The following is a 24,866-nucleotide window of genomic DNA, read 5'->3' on the forward strand; positions in this document are numbered from 1 at the left end:
TCGCGATCGCGCGTCCACGCCTCTGCTATCTCGTGGTGCTGTTCGCCGTCATCGTCCTCTCCATTCCGGGATGCGGCGTTCGAGAAATGCTTGTACCCCTTCCTTCAAGTCGTCCGAACCCATCACTGTGTCGATTGCGCGACCGGTTGCAGCCCACCCCTTTTCGTCTGCCACCTCGAACTGTTCCGCAAGAGCGACGAGGGTTTCCCGGACTGCGACAGGGGACGACAGACAGATGTCCTCGGCCATTGCCAACGCTTCACTCATCGCGTTGCCCGGTTCGGTGATCGCATTCACGAGACCGAAGTGATACGCCCTTTCCGCGGACAGTCCGAAACCGGTGATGAGAAGCTGTTTCACAACCGGCAGCGGTAGCACTCGCATCGCCCGGAAGAGCGCACCGGAGGTCGCGATCACGCCGCGGCGCGTTTCGGGCAGTGCGAACCGAGCGGTAGTCGAGGCCACCACCAGGTCGCACGCCAGGACGATTTCGAAGCCGCCGCCCAGCGCGGGTCCCTCGACAGCGGCGATCAGCGGCTTTCGTCGCTGTCGTCGGATCACCCCGTACTCGCCGCCGCGTTCGGTCTTCGCTTCGCCGCCGCTCGTCAGGTCCGAACCCGCGGAGAACACCGTGTTCGTTCCCGTGATGATGCCGACCCGCAGGTCGTCGTCGTCCTCGAGTCGGTCGAGCGCCGAACCGATCCTCTCGGACATCGCCCGGTCGACGGCATTGCGTTTCGCCTCGCGCTCCATGTGCACGACAAGTGTTCGCCCGTGGACGGTTTCGCGTACGGTCATGATGTCGCTCCTCGTTCTGTGGAAACTGCGGGGACAACCGGTCCCGGACCGTAGTGGTTCCAGTCGTCGGGGTCGTGGTTGATCCACACGTGTGCCGCGTGGGATTCGTCGAGTCGCCTGATCCCGGTGGAGGAATTCGACCGCCTGGTTCGCGCGAAGCCGCAGAACAGAATTCCCCGGACGCGGTGCGGACGAGCCGTGCCGTGTTCATCGACGAACTCCTCCTGTCGGTGACCCAGCTGCTCCTGGGAAGGAGATGACGGTCTCCGAGTAGAGTTCGGCCGGAACGCTATTCGGGTCCGGAGCCTGAATGTGGCTCCGGACCCGAATGTTGCATGTGGAAAGGCTGATCGACTACTGGGCTTCGGTCTCGGCCGTGTGTGCCCGCGCAAGGGTCAATCCCTCGTCGCGCGTCGAGACGGTGGTATGCCACCGGCCACAAGTGCAGAAGGCGATGTAGTGATCTTCCGTCGGAAGGACCGCCTGGGCATCGCAGTACCCGGAGGCCTCGGCCATCGAGGAGACGAACTCGCCCGGCAGATCGTAGAGAACGCTGTCGCTCATCGGAGTGCTCTTTCAGGAGATGAAGTGGGTCGGCCGGCCCGCACGGGTTTCGATGCGGACCGGCCGAATGGTCACCGGTGCACGTCAGACGGTTGCGGTCGCCGGCTTTTCGGTGCCGGCGGCGGGGATCTTCGGGGCGTCCGGGAACAGCTCCTGGAACGTGCCGTGCATGATCCGGTCCTTGACCCGCTGGTCTTCCTTGTCGAACAGGTTGTGGAGGGTCATCTGGGTGTGGCCGAAGGTGCCTTCCATGTGCGGGTAGTCCGAACCCCACATCACGTTGTTGTAGCCCATGGAGGTCAGCGCCGCGACAGCCGACTCGTCGTGCTGGAACGAGGCGTATACCTGGGAGTAGATGATCTCCTTCGGGCTGCGCTTCAGCTTGGGGCGCACGGCCATCGAGTGCTGGCGGTAGCCCTCCTCCATGCGGTCGGCGACGAACGGAACCCACGTCGCGCCGCCCTCGGAGACCAGGACCTTCAGATTGGGGTGACGATCCAGCGCGCCCGACGCGACAAGCTTCATGACGGCACGCTGGCCGCCGAAGGTCGTCTCGGTGTAGTTGAGGACCGCGCCGCCCGGGCCGCGGTATACGACGCCGGAGGCGCCGCCGGTCGCGAAGTCGATGGGCTCGGTGCCGATGTGGAACGCGATGACCATGCCGATGTCCTCGGCGAGCGCCCAGAAGGGCTCCCACTCGTCGCGGTTGTAGTCCTTCTGCGCCGGGTGGGGAGCGACCGGCATGAACACGGCCTTGTAACCGATCTCGCCGCAACGCTTGAGCTCGTCACAGGCGTCCTGGATGTCGAGTGTCGAGACCTGGGCAGTCGGGATCAGGCGCGGCGAGTAATCCATGATCGTTTCCTTGGCCCAGTCGTTGGACACGCGCAGTGCCTCACGCAGGACCTTCGGAGTGCGGAACGAGCTGGACCACATGCCGAGGGACGGAAAGATGAGCTCGGTCCAGATGCCCTCCTCGTCGAGGTCCTTCAAACGCAGCTCGACGTTGCTGGCACCGGGCGCGCGGTGGCTGGCTGCGTAGAACTCCTCCTGGGCGATGCTCGGCAGCCGGCGACGGAACGCCTGGCCGTCGACGAACACCGTCTCCCACTTGCCGTCGGGATCCTTCTCCGACCGGGGAACGAGCTCGGCCAGATCCCTGGGCAGACGCGACCGCCACAGGTCGTCGGGCTCGAGGAAGTGCGAATCACCGGAATTGGCCCACAGCTTCTCGGACACTTCGGTCTCCATTCGTTGGTGCGGTGTTGCGGCGAGGGGATATGTGCCGAGCGGGGTTTCTGCTGGCACCACGCCTTGTTGGAAGAAATTCTAGAATCCCGTTTTAGGATGTACAGTGATTATGGCCACGACGGGGAGGTAAGTCAACCCGGGCAGTGCAACGACGGAGGAACGATGCTGCAGAGCAAGGGACGTGCGCGCGCCCGTACGTGGACGAGCACGTCGGCGACGAAGGAGAAGGTGCTCGACGCGGCCGTCGAGGTCTTCAGCGAACGGGGGTTCTCGGCGGCGACCATGGCCGAGATCGTCGAGCGATCGGGCGTCAGCGTCGGCAGCATCTACCACCATTTCGGCGGTAAGGCCGAAGTCTTCAATGCCATCTGGCAGGACTTCGTCGGGCTTCTGCGCAGCCGGGTCGACGAGGTTGTTCGAACGGCCCGGGACGAGGGAGAGACCGATGGCTTCGAGTTGTTCATCATCGGCACCCGCGAATACCTGTCGTTGATTTGGGAGAACCGTGCCCAAGCCCGGGTCGTCGCGATGGGGGACACGCCACCCGGGTTCGACGCTCAGCGTCGCAGGGCGAGTCGGGTGGGCAGCGACAGTGAGATCGCGATCCTCGGTCTCGGACCCACGCGCAGGGAACGGCTGTTCGGCGACTTCCTCATCGCGATGCGCAACGAAGCGACGATCGCGTTGTTCGGCACCGAAACCGAAGCCGAGGCCGATGCCCTGATCGCCGAAACCGAGAAGTACTTCCGCCGACTCGCAGACGGCGCCTGACGAGCGCAAAAACAAAAGGCAGGCAACGGTTTCCGGAACCGTTGCCCGCCTCTTGGGTCGGCCGCTGCTCAGGCGGTGACGAGTCGCCGCCGGTGATACGACACCGATCCGTCGAGAAGCTCGTCGACTTTGATGCGGCGGATGAGCAGATGCACATCGTGTTCCCACGTGAAGCCGATGCCGCCGTGAACCTGGAGCGCGGTCTGTGCGGTGGTGCTCGCGCCCTCACCTGTGAATGCCGCAGCGGCCGAGACTGCGCGAGTGCGGGTGTCCGCATCGTATCCGTCCAGCGCGACCGCCGCTGCCCACAATGCTGCGCGCGAAGCCTCTACGGACAGAGCCATGTTCGCGCAATGATGTTTGACAGCTTGGAAACTTGCGATCGGACGATCGAACTGGGTGCGTTGCCCGGCGTATTCGACGGTGAGGTCGACGAGCCGCGCGGCGGCGCCCAATGCATCCATGGCTCTGAATGTTGCCAGGGCATCGTGCAGGTATGCGGCGGTGCCGGACGGCAGTGCCGACCAGGCGCCGGCATCGAGGGTGGCGTCCACGTCGGCGACCGACCACGAACGGGTCAGGTCGAGGTTCTCGAGGGTGCGGACGGACACCGTATCGATGGGCAATACGGCGGCAACTTCGGCCCCGCTGTCCGTCGTTGCGACGATCAGGACGCTGTGTGCGTCGATCAGCCCGGTCGCCGGTGCCGTGGTGCCGCTCAGGCGCAGTGCGTCGCCCTCGAGTTGCGCGTGCAGCGCGGGGTTCTCGATGGAGGCGAGTGCCGGCACCACGATCTCGATACCCGATTCGGTGGCGCCGAAAGCGGGATGGTCGAGCTGTTCGAGCAGACGTGCCGCGACCGCGAGTTCCGCGACCGGCAGCGCACTACCCGCGCGGCCGTGCTCTTCGACGAGTACGGCAAGGTCGACGTGTGTGCCGCCCATATCCGTTGTGAGGAGTCCGATCAGGCCGGATTCGGCGAGGTGTCGCACCCCTGTGGGGGTGATACGGGCCGGGCCGTCGTCGATTCCCGGTCGTCGGGCTGCGATCGGGTCGTTCTTGGTGAGCCAGGCGCGCTCGGCCTCGGCGAGGGCTTCTTGTTCGTCGCTCAGCGCGAAGTCCATGACACTCCTCCAACGTCGTGATTACTGACGTAGTTAACCATGTCACCTACGTTTTGGGTAGCGCCCGACGCTCGTCTCCTGGGATTCTAGGTTCGGATCGAGCGGCCATACGAGCACGGAGGTAAGGAATGTCCAGGAATCATCCCGACGCTGCAGTCGAGAGTACGGACGTCGGAGGTGGCTGGAGTTCCGTGAGTCACCGCGGGTTCGACGCCGGCGTCCACCGTGAGCGGCCCGGCCCGTACGACGCCATGATCGCCACTGCCCGGGCCATGCTCGACGATCTGGCAGGAGCAAACCCGCCCCTCGACGTCGTCGAGAAGGTTGCGACTCACTTTGCCGATGTGCAGGCACTGGTTGCCGACTATCAGGTGTCCGAACGTCATCGCCCCTTCGGGCACCTCGACGTACCGGGACGTGCACAGTGCATGTCGCCGCCGATACTGGCCGCTCGATGGGACCGTGACGGTCTCGCCGGCACGGTCACCTTCGGCAGGTACTACCTCGGAGGAAACGGAGCCGCACACGGCGGCACGATCCCGCTGATGTTCGACGAAGTGCTGGGACGGCTCGCGAGTACCGACCGCACGCCGTGTCGTACGGCCTATCTGCATGTGGACTTCCGTTCGATCACACCCATCGACGTCGAGCTGACCGTCGCCGGGTGGTTCGAACGGGAGGAGGGGCGCAAGCGATTCCTGCGAGCCGAGCTTCGTCACGGTGACGTCCTGTGTGCCGAAGCCGAGGGCTTGTTCATCGAACTCAAGCCGGGGCAGCCGTGACGGATGCGGGGCATCCCTGGTCACCTCACGCGGGACGGGCATGTTCTCGTCGTCGAGATGCGTCGCAGCTCAAAGCGTAACGCGGCCGACAGGGCACTCGCCGACGAGATCAATGCTGCATTGACCCTGTTCGACGAAGACGACGATCTGTGGGCCGGGGTTCTCGCCGCGGCAGGATCTGTCTTCAGCGCCGGCAGTGATCTTGCCTCGGGCGGTGACTACTTCACCGAACGCGGCGGTGGGTACGGGATCATCCGACGCAACCGGACCAAGCCGCTCATTGCTGCTCCGGACGGGCCTGCGTTGGGTGGTGGGTTCAAGATCGTGCTCGCGTGCGATCTCGTCGTCGCCTCGGATGCTGCCGTCTTCGGTCTCCCTGAGGTGGCACGCGGACCGGTCCCCACGTGCGCGGGCTGTTCCGCGCGCCACGCTGCCGCTGAATCTCGCGCGCGAACTGATTCTCACCCGCGAGTCCGTTTGCGCATCGCGCGCCTGCGCGGCAGGTTTCGTCAACGTCCTCGTCCGCGCTGGTGAAGCGCGCACGGAAGCGGTACGCCTCGCGCGGGGAATCTGCGCGAATGCCTCCGTGGCGGTGCGGGCATCACTGGCTGCCGTCAACGAGGCGGCTGCGGCAGCGGACGAAGCCGGGTGGGAGTCGACCGAGCGGGCGAAGTGCGCAATCGCCGGTTTGGAGGATGCTACCGAAGTGTGCGGGCCTTCTTCGAGAAGCGTTCGCTTGAGTGGACAGGATGCTAGCCACGGCCACATAAATAACGTAGTAAACTACGTTGACTGCAACGTGTGAGGGGAGTTCATCCGTGGAGACTTTGAAGGTGGACCGTCACGACGGTGTCGTGACGGTAACGATGTCCCGCCCGGAAAAAAAGAATGCGGCCGACGAGACCATGTGGCGCGAGCTGGCCGAGACTTTCGCGGACGTCCGCCGCAACGAACAGGACCGGGTGCTCGTACTCACGGGAGCAGGGGGAGACTTCTGTTCCGGGGCCGATCTCGCGGGCATGCGGGAGGACGCTCTCCGTTACATGGCCGATGCGGGCGAGGCTGCCCGTTCCTTGCACGCCTTGACGATTCCCACCATCGCGAAGGTCGACGGTGTCGCTGTCGGCGCCGGCTGGAATCTCGCACTCGGATGTGATCTCGTGGTCGCCACCCATCGTGCCCGTTTCTCGCAGATTTTCGTGCGCCGGGCATTGTCGGTGGACATGGGCGGGTCGTGGCTCCTTCCCAAGCTCGTCGGCATCCAGAAGGCCAAGGAAATCGCGTTCTTCGGTGACATGTACTCGGCGGCCCAGGCTGCCGAACTGGGACTGGTCACCCGCCTCGTGTCACCCGACGAACTCGACGAGGTGGTCACGGGGATGGCCCGCCGCCTTGCAGACGGGCCTGCTCAGGCGATTTCACTCACCAAGCAGCTGCTCGACGCGAGCGCGGAAGGCGGCGGTATGGAAGCTGCGCTGCAACGCGAAGCGCACGCACAGGCCAACAACATCACCGGCGCAGACGCCAAGGAGGCCAAGGCTGCCTTCCTGGAGAAGCGCGAGCCCGTCTTCCGCCACGCAGAGCGGCAGTGATGTAACGGACGCTCTAGGTGGAAGGACCGCCATGACCAAAGCCTGTACAAGTAGAACCGAAGTGGAAGACCGCACGACGCTGCTGGACATCCTGACTGTCGAAAACCTCGACCGGGATCTGTTTCGCGCCCTCCCCGTACATCACGACGGTAGGCCCCTCTTCGGTGGCCAGATCGCAGCTCAGTGTCTACTTGCTTGCGGTGCAACAGTTCCTGAGGGTCGGGAACCGCACTCGCTGCACGGCTACTTTCTGAGACGCGGTGACTCGTCGCAGCCGGTGGTCTACCGGGTGGAACGCGATCGGGACGGCAGGAGTTACTCCGCGCGACGCGTCGTCGCCCTGCAAGGTGGGCAGGTTCTCTTCAACATGGCAGCATCGTTCCGCCTCCGTGCCGATGGTGCAGAACTGGCAGGGAAGCAACCTCCTCCGATGTCTCCGCCGGAGAACTGCCGCGACATACCGAGTGAGTTACCGCTGGAAGTGCGAGTCGACGAGTGGCCGAACCGCACACAGTTCTTCCCGACACGATTTCATGTCCGGCCGATCGGCGGCTTGCCGGAGAAGGACGTGCTCGTTCACGCGGCAGCGTTGACGTACATGTCGGACTTCTCGGCGGGACTTCCGAAGCATCTCGGCGGAGAAGTTCTCGGCCCGAGTCTCGATCATGCGCTGTGGTTCCACGACGTGCCCGAGTGGGACGGGTGGCTCCGGGTCGACTACGAACCCGGAGCGGCCGGCGGCAATCGCGGTTGGTACTCCGGGACGATCTTCAACGCGGCGGGCAGACGCATCGCGAGCCTCGCACAGGAGATGGTCTACTTCGATGACGATCCTGCAATCACGGCGGGATGAAGGGAACTCGATGAACGAGGTCGATTCGGCACCCTGTGATCCGCGTGCTGTCGAGGTCGCTGCTCGAGCAGTCCGTCGGCTCACCACCGCGATACTCGATGCCCGAGTGCGCGGTGCAGCGAATCCTGATATCTCGAAGAAGATCTCGGCGCTCGCGGACCGTCTGCAGGACGTGGCAGCAGAGCCCCGTGAATGCGTCACCGGCGAAACCGGATCGCAGGACGGAGTGCTCGCACGCAGTCCTGTGAGCGGTTCGAAGAATCCTGTCGCCGTGCCGCTCCACTTCGAGCAGTGCGAGGACGGATCGTCGCTGGCACACGCCGAATTCCCTCGGCAGTACCAAGGCCCACCCGGGATCGTGCACGGTGGTGTCTCGGGTCTCGTGCTCGACGTCGCGATGGCGGTCGCAAACCGTGCGGCGGGTCGAGCCGGGGTCACCGCGGAGATGACGCTGCGCTATCTGCGGCCGACACCCCTGTATACGGAGGTGACAGTGCGCGGACGACACGTGCGTGCCGAGGGGCGCAAGGTCTGGTCGCAGGGGACACTGGAAGTGAACGGCGAGCCGACCGTGGTCTGCGACGGCCTGTTCATCGCGAAGGAGCCCGGTCTGTGACTGTCGTCGACAATCTCTCGTTGCCGGTCACGGATGTGGAACTCGCGTACGCCGGTGCCCTCGAACGCGATGCCGCGCAGTTGCGCCGAATTGTGGATCTGCTCCTGCGCGTCGACGTCGACGACCCGCTGCTTCTCGACGTCGCCGACGAGCTGGATGTGCTTTCCGAACATCTGGAGAACCCGACCCGCACGGTGACCGAAACTATCCGCAATCCCGGTTGGCGGCACGACCCGGTCAGCGGAGTCGAGAATGCGATAGCGCCGCCGATCGTACTCGAGGCCGGCCCCGACGGAACCTTGACAGCAGAAGTCGAATTCGGACTCCCGTATCAGGGACCCAACTCCTTCGTACACGGTGGCATCTCGGCGATGGTCATGGACCACGTGCTCAGCGTGGCCACCGCCCCGAATGGCGGAACAATCTTCACTGCGCAGCTCACTGTCCGGTACCACCGTCCCCTGCCGCTGTTCGTTCCCGTCGCCGTGGTGGCACGCCTGAAGGAACGCGAGGGACGCAAGCTCTGGGCTACCGGAGAAATCGTGGTCGACGGGAAGGTCGCAGTGTCGGCCGAGGGGTTGTTCATCGAACCGCGCCCGACGCCTGCACAGGCACCAGTTGGATCGGATGGTCGGGAGGACTCGTGATCACATGGAAGATTCCGGAAACGCGAAAGGACCTGTCGCGGTTCTACACCGGTGAGGAGGAGTGCCTGACGGCCCTCCCCGGTGAGTCTCGGCTCGACGACACTGCGGGCCAGCTCCGCCGCATCGTCGAAGCGTTGTCGCTGACGAATCCCGACGCGGATCATCTTCCGTCGCTTACCGAACAGCTTCGGGGTATCGCCGACGAGCTCGAAGCGCGCACGGAGTCGCCGTCCGAGCGACTGACAGAGATGTGGGAGGGCGACGGAGTGGCCCGGCACGACCCGGTGACCGGACCGGAGAACACCCTCGCTCCACCTCTGGTCATGCACGTCGTGGAGGACGGATGGGTCGAGGGTGAGGTCACTCTCGGCCTGCCCTACCAGGGGCCACCGGCTGCGGTGCACGGCGGCGTCTGTGCCGCACTGCTCGACGCCGCGCTTGCCGTGGCAAACCATCGCGCCGGAAACAACGGTATGACCGCGAAACTCGAAATCAGCTACCGGCGACCCACCCCGCTGTATCGCCCCATCACCGTGCGTGCCAAGCAGCTGAGATACGAAGGCCGGAAACGATTCACGATCGGGGAGTTGGTCGCCAACGGGGAGGTATGTGCTTCTGCCGAAGGACTCTTCATTGCTCGGCGTACCCCGAGCGGCACCGACGGATAAGAGGAGCGACATGAAGTACGTCCGACTCGGCAACAGCGGACTTCAGGTTTCCCGGCTGGCGCTGGGGTGCATGAGCTACGGCACCCCCGGCGCGGGACAACACGCGTGGACACTCGGCGAAGACGCCGCAAAGCCCTTCATCCGCGCCGCGGTCGAGGCGGGCATCAACTTCTTCGACACCGCGAACAGTTACTCGGGCGGGACCAGCGAGGAGATCGTCGGTCGGGCTCTGAAGGAATACACCACGCGTGAGAACGTCGTGATCGCGACGAAGGTGTACGGACGGGTTCGTTCCGGCCCCAACGGAAGTGGCTTGTCGCGCAAGGCGATCATGACCGAAGTGGAAGCGAGCCTGCGCCGCCTGGGTACCGACTACATCGACCTCTACCAGATCCACCGCTGGGACGGTCGCACCCCGATCGAGGAAACACTCGAGACACTGCACGATCTCGTGCGGTCCGGCAAGGTTCGTTATCTCGGTGCGTCATCGATGTTTGCGTGGCAGTTCGCCAAGGCGCTGTACACGGCCGACCTGCACGGTTGGACCAGATTCGTCTCGATGCAGCCCCACTACAACCTTCTCTATCGTGAGGAGGAACGGGAGATGCTGCCACTGTGCGCAGACCAGGGAATCGGGGTTCTGCCGTGGAGTCCGCTTGCCCGGGGCCGGCTGACGCGACCCTTCGGTGAGTCGAGTGTGCGGGCCGAGAGCGACGAATTCGGCAAGGGGTTGTACGACGAGGGCGACCGGTCGATCGTCGACGCCGTCGGCCGCATCGCGGACGAACGGGGAGTGGAGCGCGCACAGGTGGCGCTCGCGTGGGTGCTCCGGCGCTCGGCGGTAACGGCGCCGATCGTGGGCGCCACCGAATCCAAGCACCTCACCGATGCACTCGGGGCGCTCGAACTCGAATTGACGGACGAAGAGTGCGCAGTACTCGAGTCGTCCTACCATCCGCGGCCGATCGCCGGCTTCGCCTGAGAACTGCTTTGTACAGCAGCGCATCGGCAGACGATGAGCCCGGTTGGTGCCGGCCCGACTGCCTGCTTCGTTGATCGACGATGAGCGAATCGAGAAGGCGGCTCCAGATTCGAATGCAGTGAGTAGTCATGTGACGGGTGGGGTCACCTGATGGCTGGGCGGTCCGCGGACGTGTGGGACGCGAGCGCTGATGTCTTCAATTGAGCCTTGGTGGGCAAGACCGAGAGAAGGATTGCTGTGAAACGATTCGAAGGACGCGTGGTGATCGTGACCGGGGCAGCCCGAGGGCTCGGTCGGGACTACGCCCGGTATTTCGCCCAGGACGGCGCCAACGTCGTGGTTGCGGACGTGCGCGATACCCGGTCGGCTGCCGCCGAAGCGTCGTCGGAAGGTCCGCATTGTGTCGGGATCGAAGTCGACGTGACCGACCGTGGAAGCATCGAATCGATGATCGGAAAAGTGCGGGCGGAGTTCGGCCGCCTCGACATCCTGGTGAACAACGCCGGATTGTGGCGTGGACTTGCCGAAGCCGGCTTGATCAACTGCCCCGACGAAATGTGGGACGCGGCATGGGCTGTCAATGTCACCGGCACGCTGAAGTGCTTCCAGGCTGCTGTCCCGATCATGCGGGAGGGCGGCTTCGGACGCATCGTGAACGTTTCGTCGATGGCTTCCCGTAACAGCGGAAATGTATACGGACTCACCAAGAACGTGGTCGAGCGAATGACCCAGGGCATGGCACGCGAGGTCGGCGACTGCGGGATCACGGTCAACTGCATTGCGCCTGGTATCTCGGCTTTCGAAGCAGCGCAAGGACAGCTCGAGGCCGCCGAGGCGATCGTCGCCGGCAACGCAATCAAGAGAGTCGGCACCAGTCGCGAACTGTACGAGGCGATCGCGTACCTGTGTGGGATGGGTGGCGACTGGATCACCGGCCAGACCGTGCGTGTCGACGGGGGCGCCGGCATCGGCTGAAACAACCCTTTCGTAGCGAGCAATCGAGAATCGACATGGACCCGGGACCGCGAGCCGAACGCTGTCGACGCCATGCGGAAGTCGCAGAAACCGTCGCTGGGGTGGGTTTTCGGTGAACGAATCGTAGTCCCCCGACGGCAGGTCGATGATGACCGCGGGACGTCCCGCGCAATGACGGCCCCGGTGGTGGCCTTGCCGACAACCTAGTTATACAGGTAAGACTTGTGTATCGGGATTGGCGTGACGCAGGCAGCAGCACCCTATCCCCGACGCCTTAGAGGGAACGGAGCTGAAGTGGACACGATCGACACCGGCCTGGTGATACTGCGCGTGCTACTGGGGTTGACGATGGCGGCCCACGGATACGGCAAGCTCTTCCGGGGCGGTCGCATTCCGGGCACGGCCGGCTGGTTCGACAGCATCGGCATGCGACCCGGCAGGATGCACGCGTGGCTCGCCGCTCTCACCGAAGTGGGTGCGGGCGTCGCGCTTGCGCTGGGTCTGCTCACACCGTTCGCCGCCGCCGGATTCGTCTCGCTCATGTTTGTCGCCGCGTGGACAGTGCACCGAGGCAAGGGCTTTTTCGTCGCCGCCGACGGCTGGGAGTACAACCTCGTGCTCGCCGGGGGAGCTGTGGTCGTGGCGATCATGGGCGCCGGCAGCGCCAGCCTCGACCAGCTGATCTTCGGTGAGAATCTGCTCGATGGCTGGGCGGGCGGCGGTATCGCGCTGCTCGGCGGGCTGGCTGCGGCCGGTATCCTGCTCGGAACCTGCTACCGGCCGGCACCGAAGGAGAGCGACGAGTCGGTGACCGTGTCGTGACGATGAACCTTACGGAATTGCACGCCCGCGAATGTGTCCGCGGCACGGTTGCCCGGAACACGCAAGACGGTGACCGCGGCAAGCTCGCCGAGCTTGCCGAGTGCTTCACGCTGGACGGAAAACTCGAGATCAACCGCATCGCTGCGGTCGACACGATGGCACCCGACTCTTTCCTTGCAGCACGGTGGTCGCAGTGACCGCACGCGGATTCGCCAATCTCCGGGACGTGGGCGGACTACCACTCGTGGGCGGTGGGATGACCGCCCACGGAGTGCTGTACCGCGGCGATGCGCCGTACCCGGGCGACTCGGTGGTACCCGATCTCGATCCCTGGCCACCCCGCATCGTCGTCGATCTGCGCGGCGAATCCGAACGTGAGAGGTTCGCCTACGACTGGCCGAGCGGCACCGTGGTGAACCCCCTGCCCCTGTTCGACTCGGCGGCGCCGGGAGCTCGACCGGTCGATCTGCAGTCGCTCTACGCGCGCATGCTCCACTACAACGAAACCCGCGCAGGGGAGATCCTCGAACTCGTTGCCGAACCCGAGGGTCCCGTGCTGCTGCATTGCACAGCAGGTAAGGACCGCACGGGCGTCCTCGTCGCCGTACTGTTGCTGGCCGCGGGCGTCGAACCGGACGCAGTCGTCGACGATTACGTGCGTAGTGAAGAAGCGCTGTTCGATCTCATCGACCGGTGGCTCGAGGTGGGCATTCGCACCCGCAACTCGCCTCCGCTCGCCGAACAGTTCCTCCGCGCCCCGGCGGATGCGATCACACCGATCGTCGAGCAGCTCACGTCGGCACCGGGGGGACCGGTGCAGTGGATGCTCGACCGCGGTGCGAATCCGGCTCGTCTCGAGACGTGGCGAGCCCGGATGAGGGGAGTCCACGCGTCGGCTATGTACAGGACGGAGGACGAGACGCTGTGACCTCGACACGAACCGACCTCGCCGCCCCGGCGGTGCTGACCGAACTCCGCGGGGAAGTCCTCGTCATCACCCTCAACCGGCCCCGTGCCCGTAACGCGATGAATGCGGACATGGCCGAACAGGTCGGGGACGCTCTCGAACGCGCCCACCACGATCCGGCGGTGCGGGTCGTGATCCTCACCGGCGCCGGCGACAGAGCGTTCTGCGGCGGCGGTGATCTCGTGGCGATGTCCGAAGGGCAGTCTCTTGAACCCGACGATCCCGTCAAGGCGGCGTGGGGTTTCGGCGGAGTGTGCCGCCACGCCATCGACAAGCCGATCATTGCCGCGGTCAACGGTTTCGCCGTGGGCGGGGGAGCGCAGATGGTGCTCGCGTGCGATCTCGTCGTCGCCGACGAGAACGCAGTGTTCTCCCTTCCCGAGGTCGGCAACGGCCTTCTTGCATCGTCCGGGGCAGGAGTACGTCTACCTGCCTGGGTGCCCAGGCCCGTCGCCATGGAACTCCTGTTGCTGGGTCGCCGCTTCACCGCTGCCGAAGCGCATTCGTGGGGGCTCGTCAACCGTGTCGTGCCTCCCGGCAGTGCCCTGGACGAAGCACTTGCGATGGCCGAGATCGTCGGCCGGCAGGCTCCGCTTGCAGTGCAGGCCACCAAGCGGATGGTGGCGGGAATCGTCGACCGCGAGTTCGTCACCGAACATGAGGCATGGGATCGGAACCTGATCGAAGTGACTGCGAACCGGGCCACGAAGGACGCTGAAGAAGGTCCCCGCGCGTTTGCCGAGAAGCGACCACCCGTCTGGCGGGGTCGGTAGTTCCCATCCACTGCGGCGTCCATCCGTCCACCAACCGAACCGAGGCGTCACGAAATGACAGCACCAGAGATCACCACCTACGACCCCGATGCCCTACGGGAACTGTGGTATCGCGAAGGCTTCTACAGCGACCGTACGTGGCCCGATGTGCTCGCCGAAAGCTGCGCGACAGGGGCGTCCACCACTCTCGTCTACGCCGGAGGCGAGGGCGAACAGCTCGTCACAACCGTCGGTGACATCTACGCCCGTGCCCGGTGCGTGGCCGCGGCCCTGCAGGAACGGGGTATCGGCCCCGGAGATTCGGTCGCGGTCCAGTTGCCCAACCGGATCGAAGCATCCATCGCATACGCGGCGGTGCTGCTGGCCGGTGCGGTCCTGGTTCCGATCGTGCACATCTACGGGCCGAACGAGGTGCGGTTCATCCTCGAGCAGTCGGGTGCCAAAATGCTCATCCAGCCCGACCGCTGGAGGTCGATCGACTATGCCGACCGCGTCGCTGCATACGCCGACATCACCACACTCGAACACGTCGTGGTGGTCGGCGACACCGTAGCCCACGGCGCATGTTCGTGGGACGACCTCGCCGCCACCACCGCGGAATACACGCGGCCCGCAGTTCACGCCGACGACGTCGCACTGCTCATCTACACCTCGGGCACCACGTCGGCTCCCAAAGGTGTTCAGCACAGCCATAATTCGCTGCTCGCCGAGCAGCGATCGGCGCCGCAGTACCTGGGTTCGGGGGACGACGCCGTGCAGCTCGTGTCGTTCCCGCCCGGACACATCGCGGGCGTCGGCAGCGTGCTGCGGCCGCTGCTGCACGGTCAGGACACGGTCTACATGGACACGTGGGATCCGGCGCTGGCCGTCGATCTGATCGCGCAGCATCGTGTCACCGCCACCTCGGGCACCCCCTTCCACCTCACAGGCATGCTCGACCTCGGGGACGTCGCGGGAAAGCTCGCGACGATGCGAGAATTCCTCATCGGAGCAGCCACGGTGCCCGAGGACCTGGTCCGCCGCGCGGCAGACATGGGTATCAGCACGTTTCGGTGCTACGGATCGACCGAACAACCCACCGTCACGTCCAGCACTGCCGGCGATCCCGAGGCTGCGCGTCTCGGCACCGACGGTGCGCCGCTACCGGGCGTGCGGGTCCGCATCGTCGACGAGACCGGTGCCGACGTACCCGTCGGTGTCGACGGCGAGGTCGTGACTCGCGGACCCGACCAGTTCGTCGGCTACCGGGACGAGAGCCTCAACGCTGCGGCGTTCACCGCCGACGGGTGGATGCGCACCGGCGACCTGGGTCATCTCGACGCGGACGGTCGTCTCACGATCACCGATCGCATCAAGGACGTGGTGATCCGCGCGGGAGAGACCATCTCGTCGGGTCAGCTCGAGGATGTTCTCACGACGCACCCGGCCGTGGCCGAGGGCGCGATCGTCGCGGCACCCGACCCCCGATACGGGGAAGTCGTTGCTGCGGTGGTCGTCCCGGTGCAGGGTGCCGACATCGATCTCGACAGCATTCGGGAGCACTTCGCGAAATCCGGTCTGGCGAAGCAGAAGACCCCCGAGCGACTCGCCATCGTCGAGGCGCTGCCGCGGACGGCGCTCGGCAAGATCCGCAAGGCCGAGCTTCGCGCCGCGCACTTCCCGAAGGCCGGCAGCCGATGAACGTGCGCTGGGAAGACCTGCGGCTGCCGGTGATGGCAGCACCCATGTTCATCGTCTCGAATCTCGATCTGGTGATCGCAGCGTGCCGCGCCGGTGTCATCGGAGCGTTCCCGTCCGCGAACCCGCGGGCTCCCGAGACGCTCGACGGCTGGCTCGGCGCCATCCGTGCCGCCGAACGCGAGAGCGTCGATTGTGGGAAGCCGTTTGCACCGTTCTGCGTGAACATGCTCGCGTCGTCCGCGCTCGACAAGGACAAACGCGACCGTGCGCTCGCGACCGTCGCAAAACACGAGGCGCCGCTGATCCTCACCAACATGGGCGATCCGAAGGAGGTCGTCGACGCCGCGCACGGCTGGGGCGGAACGGTCTTCCACGACGTGACGACCATCCGGCACGCCGAAAAGGCGATCGAAGCCGGGGTCGACGGGCTCATGCTCGTCTGCGCAGGTGCCGGTGGACACGCGGGCACGTTGTCACCGTTCGCCTTCCTGCCGCAGGTGCGACGTATGTTCGACGGACCCATCATGCTGGCCGGCGGCATCGCGGACGGCAACGGCATCGCGGCGGCTCTGACGCTCGGCGCCGACGTCGTGGTGATGGGCACACGGTTCATCGCCACCCTCGAGTCGGGAACGGTCGACGACCACAAGAAGATGCTCGTCGATTCGCGCAGTGAGGACGTGGTGTTCACCGATTCCATCGCGGGCCTGCCGGCAAGCTTTCTCGCGCCGTCGATCGCCGCGAACGGGCTCGACCCTGCCGATCTCCCGAAACCGCTGGCTCGGCATCGGCCGAACCTACCCGCCGGGGTGAAGCCGTGGAAGACGGTGTTCAGCGGCGGACATTCGACCGGACTGATCCACGACATTCCACCGGTGGCGGGTGTGGTCGACAGGCTGGTCCACGAATTCGATACTGCCCGCGAAGCGATCGATTGGCGAACCGCGCTCGCCGAGTCGGTGGCGCGCAAGAAAGCGAAACAAGCATGACGAACGTCCTGGACCCACGCACCCTCAGCGGTTTCAACTCGCGTCTGGGCATGACATTGACCGAAGTTACCGCCGACCGTGCAGTCGCGACGATCGTGATCGCGGAGGAACATCTACAGCCCGCCGGGATCGTTCACGGTGGCGTGCACTGTGCGATCGTCGAGACGCTGGCGAGTATCGCTGCCGGCGAATATTTCTCGGGCCCCGGCCGCAGCGTTGTAGGGGCGAACAACTCGACGGACTTCATACGCGCGGTGGGCGTGGGAAGTGTACTGACCGCAGAAGCGACGCCCATCCACCGCGGCCGGACCCAGCAGTTGTGGCAGGTCCGGATCGTCGGATCCGACGGCCGGCTCGTGGCCCGGGGCAATGTGCGGCTGGCAAATCTCGAATCTCGAGAAGACGATCGATCTGTCACGGAACCGAGGAAATCATGACCGACGTGTTGTCCATCGAGCATCCGCGCGATGAAGTCAAGGTGCTGCGGATGGATCGTCCGGACAAGCTCAATGCACTGGACCTCGAACTCGTCGCGGCACTGCACCGTGAATTCGACGCGCTCGCGTCGGACCGCACGACCCGTGTGGTCGTCCTCGCCGGGACGGGCCGTGGGTTCTGTGCCGGACTAGACCTCGACGGTTACGGTGACGTGCCGGGTACCGAGCAGACCGGTCCTGTACACCGGACGATGGCCCGCCAGGAGGACATCGCTTCGCTCGTGCAGAAGATGCGGAGGCTGCCGCAGGTGTTCGTCGCGGCCGTCAACGGACCGGCCGCCGGCGGTGGGCTCGCCCTGGTGTGTGCAAGCGACGTGCGTATCGCCGCCGAAAGTGCGGTGTTCGCGGTGTCGTTCATCAAGGTCGGCTTCTCCGGCTGCGATATCGGCACCTCGTGGATGTTGCCGCGGATCGTCGGTGCAGGCCGCGCGCACGAGCTCATGCTCACCGCACGCAAGTTCGGCTCCGGCGAGGCCTTGCGGATCGGCCTGCTCGCGGATGTCGTTCCGGACGACCGACTCGATGAACGTGTCGACGCCTGCATCGACGACTTGCTTGCGGCGCCGCCGCTGTCGCTGACGCTGACCAAGCGCGGCATGTGGCTGTCGCTCGAGATTCCCTCGTTCGACACCGCCGTGGAATTCGAGAACCGGCAGCAGGCACTCACGTCCGTGACCGCCGACCAGTCCGAGGCGATGACAGCTTTCGTGGAAAAGCGGTCACCCGTCTACGGGAACCGGCGATCGCGATGACCGACGAGAACACGACAGAACAGACCCCCGTCGCCTTGATCAGCGGCGCGGGTCGCGGGACCGGTCGCGCCATCGCGCTACGGCTGGCCCGCGAGGGATTCGATATCGCGGGGCTGTATGCGCGCGACGATGCCGCGGCCGACACCACCCGGGCCGACGTGGAGTCGGCCGGTGTGCGATGCCGGATGTACCGGTGTGATGTGGCGGACGCATCGGCTGTTGCGGAATGCGTGGCCGAGGTCGTCGCCGACTTCGGGCACCTCGATGTGCTGGTCCACAACGCCGGAATTGCCAGTCGCGGAAAGACCGTGGCGGATACGGACCCGGCGGAGGTGACCCGCGTAGTCGGGGTGCACGCCTTCGGGGCGTTTCATCTGCTCTCGGCGGCGATACCGTCGCTGCGCAAGTCCGACCGGGCAGCGGTGGTTCTCGTCTCCAGTACCGCCGCGGCGACTCCCGCCCCCGGCAACGGGCCCTACACTCTCGGAAAAGTGGCGCTCGAGGCACTGGGAAGGACTGTCGCTGCCGAGGAGGCCCGCCATGGGATCCGAGTGAACATCGTGGCTCCCGGGTTGATCGTCACCGAGATGGGGGATCGTCTGGCCCGTGCCGTCACCGGTGCCGCGGATGCTGCGGAGCTCGATGCGCGCATGCCCTTCGGGCGCGTCACCCGACCGGAAGACGTGGCGGAGACTATTGAGTTCCTCGTTTCGGAGCGGGCCCGGCAGATTACCGGCCAGCGGATAGAGGTGCACGGAGGTGTTCCGGGCGTCCCGAAAACCTAGGGGCGTCGAACAGAACTCCAGGAACGTGTCCGTCGCGTATCCTCACCGAGATCTGCAGTAGCACAGTCATATCAACTGACAGGGTGTCGACGACGTTAGCGAAAGGCGCCATGATGACCGCACAGGAAATCGGTTTCGTCGAAGCCGACGACTACCTGCATCCGGTCTCCGACAACTTCTACGAGAACGAGACGTTCTGGTTCTCCTTCTTCGTCCCGGAGCGCAATATCGGCGCGTGGATCTACGTGGGGGTGCGGCAGAACGCGGGAATCACGCACGGCGGGCTCTGGATCTGGGACGACACCGCGGTGGAGCCGTGGGATCTGCCCTTCTACGAGGGTTTTTCGGCACTGAAGATGCCGACCTTCGACGGACCGAAGCTGATCAGCCCGACCGGCGCGACGATCGCAGTGATCGAGCCGGGGGAGGTCTACGACGTCCGCTACGACGATCGGAACCGGATCTCCGTCGAACTGTCGTTCCGAGGATTCGAGCGGCCCGTTCCGCTTCTCCGGGGAGCCCCGCCCTATCCGGCGGCGTCGCACTACGACCAGACCGGCCGGGTCACCGGGCACCTGATTCTCGACGGCGAACGAATCGAGGTCGACTGCTGCGCGATGCGGGACCGATCGTGGGGTCCGCGCACCGAGCGGGGATACGGTCGCGTGGGATACACCTGGCTGGCCGACCCCGAGTGCAGCCTGCTCACCTATTCGGTACCCACCGACACGACCGACAGCGTGCACACCGGGTATGTGCGTCGCGGCAACGAGGTCTCGCGCCTGGTGGGCGGCGAGCGGACGGTGGTCCGGGATCCGGCTCGTGCCTGGGTGGACAGGCTCGAGATCGCGGTGACCGACGAGCACGGGGGCGAGGTCGTTGCCACCGGGACCGCTCGGAGCCGGATGATCCTGCCCGGTGCGACCAACGTGTGCATCAATACGCTGCTCGAATTCGAGATCGACGGCCGGACCGTCTACGGGGAGGACCAGGACGTGTGGTCGATCGAGTTGTTCCGCCGGGCGCGTTCGAACCGGTCATGAGTCGGCACGCCGGCGGGCGATCAGCGGTCGCCGAACCGCTCGTCGATTCCCTCGAGGCGGAAACGGATGCGTACCGCCGCGTCCCGGGCGGTGGCGATCGCGTCGGCGGCAGCGGAGAGGGCCCGATCGAGTTCCGCATTCGGGTGCAGCGGTGGCCCGGCTGTGGTGTCGGACGCGGGCTGGGGGCGCAGGGCCGGCGCGACGAACGTCCGGAACCGATGGCGCGCGGCCTTTTCGGAGCGGTCCGGATATTCCGCCGCGAGATAGGTCTGCTCGAGGAGGAAGTCGATCATCTCGCGGACGGGGATATCGGTGCGGATGATGCCGGCGGCTTGACCGGCGAGCAGGACCGGACCGGAGATCTCGTCGGTCAGCGACCGGATGTCCTCGTCCAGCACGGCAGCGGAGTGCTGCGCAACCAATGCCCTGATGACCGGGTCCTCGGGCAGTTCGCGTGTCGTGTAGACCAGGACGTCTTCGATCTTCCCGAGGATGTCGGGTTGCGCCGCGATGATCTCGCGGGTACGGGCGATGTGGTTCCGGGCGCGGTGGATACCGACCAGGATGATCATGCGGGACGTGTTGCCGAGCTGACGGAACGCCGTCGCCCGCGAGACCCCTGCCCGCTCGGCTACCGCCGCCATGGTTATCGCCGTGGTGCCCTGGATGCGCATCTCCTCGTCGGCTGCCCGTACGAGCCGTGTCCGCACGCTCTCATCGCAGTCGGGGAGCGAGTTGGATGTCTGCGACGGCATGCGGTCACTCTAACGGCGGAAGCGGCGGAACGTCTGCTCGACGCGAAGAGTGTGTGGGGTCACTACCTATCTATCTATGTGACCTAAGTCTCGACAATATGGACGATTCTCGCTACGATCGACCATGAAAGTCTCAAGCTGTGCGATCTTGCGTGGTTTGAGTCTCACGATGAGTCGGATTTCTCGCGGTCGTGTGTCTTGCTCGCTGCGCGCACCGCCCACGTCGAAACGGCAGGATCCAATGAAGCTCACGGTCGACACGAAGAAATGTTCCGGACATGCCCGCTGTTACGCCGTGGCTCCCGAAGTGTTCGATATCGACGATCTCGGCTACGCCCTTCCGCTCGACCGCGAGGTCGAGGAACCGATCGACGAGCGGATCGCCGCGGGGATCGCGGCATGCCCCGAACGCGCCATCCACCTCCACTGATCCATCTCCCGCCGGGCGGCGACACCGGCTCATCGCCCCGGTTCCCGGCCCATCGGACTGCAGTGCCCCGTCTCCAACCGCCAGTGTCTTTCGAACCCACCGTAATCCGAACAAGGACAACAACTATGGGACGTGTACAGGACAAGGTCGTCTTCATCACCGGCGCTGCCCGCGGGCAGGGCCGAGCGCACGCCGTCCGGCTCGCGCAGGAGGGCGCGAAGATCGTCGGCGTCGACTTCTGCGAGGACATCAAGACCAACGCCTACTCGATGGCGACGCCGGACGATCTCGCCGAGACGGTGCGACTGGTCGAAGAAGCCGGAGGCCGCATGCTCTCCACGATCGCCGATGTGCGTGACCGCCAGGCGCTGACCGCCGCGGTCGAGGCGGGAGTCGCCGAGTTCGGCCGGATCGACGGTGTCGTCGCGCAGGCCGGCATCTGCCCCCTCGGAACCGACGATCCGCAGGCCTTCCTCGACGCGTTCACGATCGACTTCGTCGGCGTCGTCAACGCCGTCGAGGCCGCCCTCCCGCACCTGGCCGACGGTGGTTCGATCGTCGCGACCGGCAGCCTCGCCGCCCTGCTTCCCGGGTCGACCGACAACCCGACGAACGGGGCCGGTGGCCTCGGATACGCGCTCGCCAAGCGCTCGATCGCCGCCTTCGTGAACGACCTGGCAGTGGTCCTCGGCCCCAAGGGAATTCGCGTGAACGCGGTCCATCCGACCAACGTCAACACCCCCATGCTCCACAGCGAGATCATGTACCGGCAGTTCCGTCCGGATCTCGAGTCGCCGACGCGCGAGGACGCCGAGCCCGTCTTCCCCGTGATGACCAACATGGGTGTGCCGTACGTCGAACCCGAGGCTGTCGCCGAGATGGTGCTGTACCTCCTCTCCGATGCGTCGCGCTACGTCACCGGCATGCAGATGCGCGTGGACGCCGGCGGCTACGTCCGCAACCGCCCGCAGCAGCCCTCCTTTTGAACGAGATCCACCGAGAATCCGGAGAACTCCCGTGGCACAGAACATCTCGAAGCTCTACATCGACGGCCGGTGGGTCGACAGTGAGTCGGATGTCGTCCTCGACGTCCTGAATCCGGCGACCGAGGAAGTGATCGGCCGGGTTCCGCAGGCCACCGTCGGAGAGGTGAGCCGCGCCATCGACGCCGCGCGGCGCGCATTCGACGAGGGCCCGTGGCCGACGATGTCGCCCCGCGAGCGGGCTCAGGTGATGCTGAGAATGGCCGACGCGCTGGACAAGCGTCGCGCCGAGCTCGTGGAGCTGAACATCGCAGAGTCCGGCTCGACCCGGATGCTCGCCGAGTACCTGCAGGTGGGCATTCCGCTGCAGCACTTCCGCGACATGGCCGACCGCATCCTGCCGACTTTCTCGTTCGAGCGCGGGGTTCTGCCGACCATCGGTGACGGGATCGGTCAGGGCATCGTGGTCCGCGAACCGGCGGGGGTCGCGGTGCTCATCTCGGCGTACAACTTCCCGCTGTTCCTCAACATCATGAAGCTCGCCCCGGCCCTCGCCGCCGGCTGCACCGTGGTTCTCAAGCCCGCCCCGACCACCCCGCTCGAGGCCTTCGTCCTCGGTGAGATCGCCGACGAGGCAGGCCTTCCCGCGGGCGTGCTCAACATCGTGACGGGCGACATCGACGCCGGCCGGGAACTGACCACGAATCCGAAGGTCGATCTCGTCAGCTTCACAGGCTCCGACACCGTCGGTCGCCAGGTCTACGAGCAGGCCGCGCCGAGCCTCAAGAAGGTGGTCCTCGAACTCGGTGGCAAGTCCCCGAACATCATCTGCGAGGACGCCGATCTCGCCGCCGTCACCACATCCGTGATCGGCAACATGATCACCCATGCGGGACAGGGTTGCGCGCTGTTCACGCGCACCCTCGTGCATCGCTCCCGGTACGACGAGCTCGTCGCGGCCGTCAGCGCAGGACTGTCGATGGTCAAGGTGGGTGATCCCGCCGAACCGGACACCGTGATGGGGCCGCTGATCAGCGAAGCCCAGCGCAGCAAGGTCGAAGCGCTCATCGCCAGGGGTGTGGAACAGGGCGCCGAGATCGCGTTCGGTGGTGGTCGCCCGGCGCTCGAGAAGGGCTTCTTCGTCGAACCGACGCTGTTCGTCGACGTCGACAACTCCATGGACATCGCCCGCAAGGAGTTCTTCGGCCCGGTCGGCGTCATCATCCCGTTCGACGACGACGACCACGCGGTGCGCCTCGCCAACGACAGCGAGTACGGCCTCGGCGGCAGCGTGTACGCCTCCGACCCCGTACGGGCACTCGCCATCGCCCGGCGGATTCGTACCGGATTCGTCTCGCTCAACGGCGGTGGTGGGGGAGTCACCCCGCACATTCCGTTCGGGGGATACAAGCAGTCCGGCCTGGGTCGTGAATGGGGCGAGGCCGGCCTCGAGGAGTACCTGCAGACCAAGGCCATCACCTGGAGCGCAGCCCGCGGCTGACGGCCCGCGCTCTCGTCGACTTCCACCTAAGGACGATCATGACCCAGACGGAACCCACACCCACGACGCCACCCGCGGGCAGGTGCCCCGTACACAACTTCAACTACGCCGAGTACAAGCCGGTGGGCGAGTGGTTCGCCCGCTACGACGAGTTCCGGGAGAAGTCGCCGATCTTCCGGAACGAATTCGGACCGGGGTACTACACGGTCTCCAACTACGAGGGCATCCTCAAGGTGATGCAGGACGCGGAGACGTTCTCCAACAGCGTCGTGACCCCGCTCGAGCCCAATCCGCAGTTCAAGTGGATTCCGGAGATGCTCGACGGTGACGAGCATCTGCAGTGGCGGAAGCAACTCGGTCCGCTGTTCTCCCCGAAGACCACCGAGAAGCTGGACGCGAAGGTGCGGGAGCGGGCGATCGAGCTCGTCGAAGGGATCCAGGCGAAGGGCGGCGGCGCGACCGAGTTCATGGCCGAGTTCGCCCAGCAGTTCCCGACTTCGATCTTCCTGGAACTGATGGGGCTCCCCGTCGAGGAACTGCCGCAGTTCATGGAGTGGGAACACGCGATTCTCCACGCCTCGGACGACGATCTCGCAGCGCGCGAGGCCGCTCAGGTCGCGGCGATGCAGGCCGTGATGGGACGGTTCTACACGACCATCACCGAGCGACGTGCCGAGCCGAAGGACGACATCGTCAGCAAGGCACTCGAATTCGAGATCGACGGCAAGCCCGTCAGCGACGAGGACCTGCTCTCGTTCTGCCTGCTGATGTTCATGGCCGGTCTCGACACCGTGTCGGTGACGCTCGGCTGGGCGTTCTACCACCTCGCGACGCATCCGGAGGATCGTGCCCGCATCGTCGAGGATCCCGAACTGATCCCGGATGCGGTCGAAGAGATCCTGCGGGCGTACGCCATCGTGGTGCCGGCGCGGAAGGTCATGAAGGACACCGAGCTGCTGGGCTGCCCGTTGAAGGCCGGCGACATGGTGAATTTCGCACTCGCCGCGGCGAATCGCGACGAGGCCGTCTTCGAGAACGGCACCGAGGTCGACATCACGCGGTCGCCGAACAATCACATCGCCTTCGGTGCGGGCCCGCACCGTTGCCTCGGTTCGCATCTGGCGCGGCGCGAGCTGCGTATCGCACTCGAGGAATGGCACAAGAGGATTCCGGACTACCGGCTCGCTCCGGACGCGGAGCTCTTCGAAACCGGTGGTCAGCTCGGTCTGACCTCGCTCCCACTCCTGTGGGACAGCTAGTCCGACT

29 protein-coding genes are annotated in these 24,866 nt (G+C 65.5%); 24 read left to right on the forward strand and 5 right to left on the reverse strand.

Annotation, left to right across the window (positions count from 1 at the left end; translation table 11 throughout):
- Positions 1–48: 48 nt before the first annotated feature.
- The 3 genes from M1M07_RS01575 to M1M07_RS01585 form a co-directional block, all read right to left on the reverse strand.
- Positions 49–798 (reverse strand): enoyl-CoA hydratase-related protein, encoded by a 750-nt coding sequence (locus tag M1M07_RS01575; protein ID WP_248673096.1) that lies wholly within the window; start codon positions 796–798, stop codon positions 49–51.
- Between the two features lie 354 nt (positions 799–1,152).
- Positions 1,153–1,362, reverse strand: coding sequence for a hypothetical protein (locus tag M1M07_RS01580; protein WP_248673097.1), 210 nt, complete (start codon positions 1,360–1,362; stop codon positions 1,153–1,155).
- Positions 1,363–1,446: 84 nt separating this feature from the next.
- Entirely contained in the window at positions 1,447–2,601 is a 1,155-nt protein-coding gene (locus M1M07_RS01585) for an amidohydrolase family protein (RefSeq protein ID WP_248673098.1), read from the reverse strand.
- 174 nt (positions 2,602–2,775) lie between these two features.
- On the opposite strand from M1M07_RS01585, the gene M1M07_RS01590 reads away from it, so the two are divergent.
- On the forward strand, positions 2,776–3,384 hold the full coding sequence (locus tag M1M07_RS01590; RefSeq protein WP_248673099.1) for a TetR/AcrR family transcriptional regulator: 609 nt from the start codon (positions 2,776–2,778) through the stop codon (positions 3,382–3,384).
- A gap of 68 nt (positions 3,385–3,452) precedes the next feature.
- Here the strand turns inward: M1M07_RS01590 and M1M07_RS01595 are convergent, their stop codons facing one another.
- On the reverse strand, positions 3,453–4,508 hold the full coding sequence (locus tag M1M07_RS01595) for an acyl-CoA dehydrogenase family protein (RefSeq protein ID WP_248673100.1): 1,056 nt from the start codon (positions 4,506–4,508) through the stop codon (positions 3,453–3,455).
- 191 nt (positions 4,509–4,699) lie between these two features.
- Here M1M07_RS01595 and M1M07_RS01600 point away from each other — a divergent pair, with 191 nt between their 5' ends.
- The 19 genes from M1M07_RS01600 (at position 4,700) to M1M07_RS01690 (ending at position 19,931) form a co-directional block, all read left to right on the forward strand.
- Complete coding sequence (locus M1M07_RS01600) at positions 4,700–5,290, forward strand: PaaI family thioesterase (RefSeq protein WP_248673101.1); 591 nt, start codon at positions 4,700–4,702, stop codon at positions 5,288–5,290.
- A 57-nt stretch (positions 5,291–5,347) separates the two neighbouring features.
- Positions 5,348–5,824, forward strand: coding sequence for an enoyl-CoA hydratase-related protein (locus tag M1M07_RS01605; RefSeq protein ID WP_248673102.1), 477 nt, complete (start codon positions 5,348–5,350; stop codon positions 5,822–5,824).
- 284 nt (positions 5,825–6,108) lie between these two features.
- The gene (locus M1M07_RS01610) at positions 6,109–6,882 is read left to right on the forward strand and encodes an enoyl-CoA hydratase/isomerase family protein (protein WP_248673103.1); all 774 of its coding nucleotides are present in this window, start codon (positions 6,109–6,111) and stop codon (positions 6,880–6,882) included.
- A gap of 31 nt (positions 6,883–6,913) precedes the next feature.
- Positions 6,914–7,735, forward strand: coding sequence for an acyl-CoA thioesterase II (locus tag M1M07_RS01615; RefSeq protein ID WP_248673104.1), 822 nt, complete (start codon positions 6,914–6,916; stop codon positions 7,733–7,735).
- 10 nt (positions 7,736–7,745) lie between these two features.
- Positions 7,746–8,351 (forward strand): PaaI family thioesterase, encoded by a 606-nt coding sequence (locus M1M07_RS01620; RefSeq protein ID WP_248673105.1) that lies wholly within the window; start codon positions 7,746–7,748, stop codon positions 8,349–8,351.
- Complete coding sequence (locus M1M07_RS32970) at positions 8,348–8,998, forward strand: PaaI family thioesterase (RefSeq protein ID WP_248673106.1); 651 nt, start codon at positions 8,348–8,350, stop codon at positions 8,996–8,998. The genes M1M07_RS01620 and M1M07_RS32970 overlap by 4 nt, the downstream gene beginning before the upstream one ends.
- The gene (locus M1M07_RS01630; protein ID WP_248673107.1) at positions 8,995–9,666 is read left to right on the forward strand and encodes a hotdog domain-containing protein; all 672 of its coding nucleotides are present in this window, start codon (positions 8,995–8,997) and stop codon (positions 9,664–9,666) included. The genes M1M07_RS32970 and M1M07_RS01630 overlap by 4 nt, the downstream gene beginning before the upstream one ends.
- A gap of 10 nt (positions 9,667–9,676) precedes the next feature.
- Positions 9,677–10,648: an aldo/keto reductase gene (locus M1M07_RS01635; RefSeq protein ID WP_248673108.1), complete on the forward strand. Its 972-nt coding sequence runs from the start codon at positions 9,677–9,679 to the stop codon at positions 10,646–10,648.
- A 237-nt stretch (positions 10,649–10,885) separates the two neighbouring features.
- Entirely contained in the window at positions 10,886–11,623 is a 738-nt protein-coding gene (locus M1M07_RS01640) for an SDR family oxidoreductase (RefSeq protein ID WP_248673109.1), read from the forward strand.
- A 294-nt stretch (positions 11,624–11,917) separates the two neighbouring features.
- Positions 11,918–12,445: a DoxX family protein gene (locus tag M1M07_RS01645; protein WP_248673110.1), complete on the forward strand. Its 528-nt coding sequence runs from the start codon at positions 11,918–11,920 to the stop codon at positions 12,443–12,445.
- A 2-nt stretch (positions 12,446–12,447) separates the two neighbouring features.
- Positions 12,448–12,642, forward strand: coding sequence for a hypothetical protein (locus M1M07_RS01650; protein ID WP_248673111.1), 195 nt, complete (start codon positions 12,448–12,450; stop codon positions 12,640–12,642).
- Positions 12,639–13,373, forward strand: a complete 735-nt coding sequence (locus tag M1M07_RS01655; RefSeq protein WP_248673112.1) for a tyrosine-protein phosphatase — start codon at positions 12,639–12,641, stop codon at positions 13,371–13,373. The genes M1M07_RS01650 and M1M07_RS01655 overlap by 4 nt, the downstream gene beginning before the upstream one ends.
- Positions 13,370–14,185, forward strand: a complete 816-nt coding sequence (locus M1M07_RS01660; protein ID WP_248673113.1) for an enoyl-CoA hydratase-related protein — start codon at positions 13,370–13,372, stop codon at positions 14,183–14,185. Before M1M07_RS01655 ends, M1M07_RS01660 begins: the two co-directional genes overlap by 4 nt.
- 54 nt (positions 14,186–14,239) lie before the next feature.
- Positions 14,240–15,865 (forward strand): AMP-binding protein, encoded by a 1,626-nt coding sequence (locus M1M07_RS01665; RefSeq protein ID WP_248673114.1) that lies wholly within the window; start codon positions 14,240–14,242, stop codon positions 15,863–15,865.
- Positions 15,862–16,854, forward strand: coding sequence for a nitronate monooxygenase family protein (locus tag M1M07_RS01670; protein ID WP_248673115.1), 993 nt, complete (start codon positions 15,862–15,864; stop codon positions 16,852–16,854). Before M1M07_RS01665 ends, M1M07_RS01670 begins: the two co-directional genes overlap by 4 nt.
- A complete protein-coding gene (locus tag M1M07_RS01675; RefSeq protein WP_248673116.1) occupies positions 16,851–17,291 on the forward strand; it encodes a PaaI family thioesterase in 441 nt (146 codons plus the stop codon). The genes M1M07_RS01670 and M1M07_RS01675 overlap by 4 nt, the downstream gene beginning before the upstream one ends.
- Positions 17,288–18,103 (forward strand): enoyl-CoA hydratase/isomerase family protein, encoded by an 816-nt coding sequence (locus M1M07_RS01680; protein WP_248673117.1) that lies wholly within the window; start codon positions 17,288–17,290, stop codon positions 18,101–18,103. Before M1M07_RS01675 ends, M1M07_RS01680 begins: the two co-directional genes overlap by 4 nt.
- Positions 18,100–18,888, forward strand: a complete 789-nt coding sequence (locus M1M07_RS01685; protein ID WP_248673118.1) for an SDR family NAD(P)-dependent oxidoreductase — start codon at positions 18,100–18,102, stop codon at positions 18,886–18,888. The genes M1M07_RS01680 and M1M07_RS01685 overlap by 4 nt, the downstream gene beginning before the upstream one ends.
- Positions 18,889–19,001: 113 nt before the next feature.
- The gene (locus tag M1M07_RS01690) at positions 19,002–19,931 is read left to right on the forward strand and encodes a hypothetical protein (RefSeq protein WP_248673119.1); all 930 of its coding nucleotides are present in this window, start codon (positions 19,002–19,004) and stop codon (positions 19,929–19,931) included.
- A gap of 20 nt (positions 19,932–19,951) precedes the next feature.
- Here the strand turns inward: M1M07_RS01690 and M1M07_RS01695 are convergent, their stop codons facing one another.
- On the reverse strand, positions 19,952–20,686 hold the full coding sequence (locus tag M1M07_RS01695; RefSeq protein ID WP_248673120.1) for a TetR/AcrR family transcriptional regulator: 735 nt from the start codon (positions 20,684–20,686) through the stop codon (positions 19,952–19,954).
- Between the two features lie 241 nt (positions 20,687–20,927).
- Here M1M07_RS01695 and M1M07_RS01700 point away from each other — a divergent pair, with 241 nt between their 5' ends.
- The 4 genes from M1M07_RS01700 (at position 20,928) to M1M07_RS01715 (ending at position 24,859) form a co-directional block, all read left to right on the forward strand.
- Positions 20,928–21,116 carry a ferredoxin gene (locus M1M07_RS01700; protein ID WP_248673121.1) on the forward strand — a complete coding sequence of 63 codons (189 nt, stop codon included), beginning with the start codon at positions 20,928–20,930 and terminating at the stop codon, positions 21,114–21,116.
- A 125-nt stretch (positions 21,117–21,241) separates the two neighbouring features.
- Positions 21,242–22,102: a mycofactocin-coupled SDR family oxidoreductase gene (locus M1M07_RS01705; protein WP_248673122.1), complete on the forward strand. Its 861-nt coding sequence runs from the start codon at positions 21,242–21,244 to the stop codon at positions 22,100–22,102.
- Between the two features lie 31 nt (positions 22,103–22,133).
- Positions 22,134–23,600: an aldehyde dehydrogenase family protein gene (locus M1M07_RS01710; protein WP_248673123.1), complete on the forward strand. Its 1,467-nt coding sequence runs from the start codon at positions 22,134–22,136 to the stop codon at positions 23,598–23,600.
- Between the two features lie 38 nt (positions 23,601–23,638).
- Entirely contained in the window at positions 23,639–24,859 is a 1,221-nt protein-coding gene (locus tag M1M07_RS01715) for a cytochrome P450 (RefSeq protein WP_248673124.1), read from the forward strand.
- Positions 24,860–24,866 lie beyond the last annotated feature (7 nt).

The organism is Rhodococcus sp. HM1 (assembly GCF_023218075.1).
Taxonomy (GTDB): Bacteria; Actinomycetota; Actinomycetes; order Mycobacteriales; family Mycobacteriaceae; genus Rhodococcus.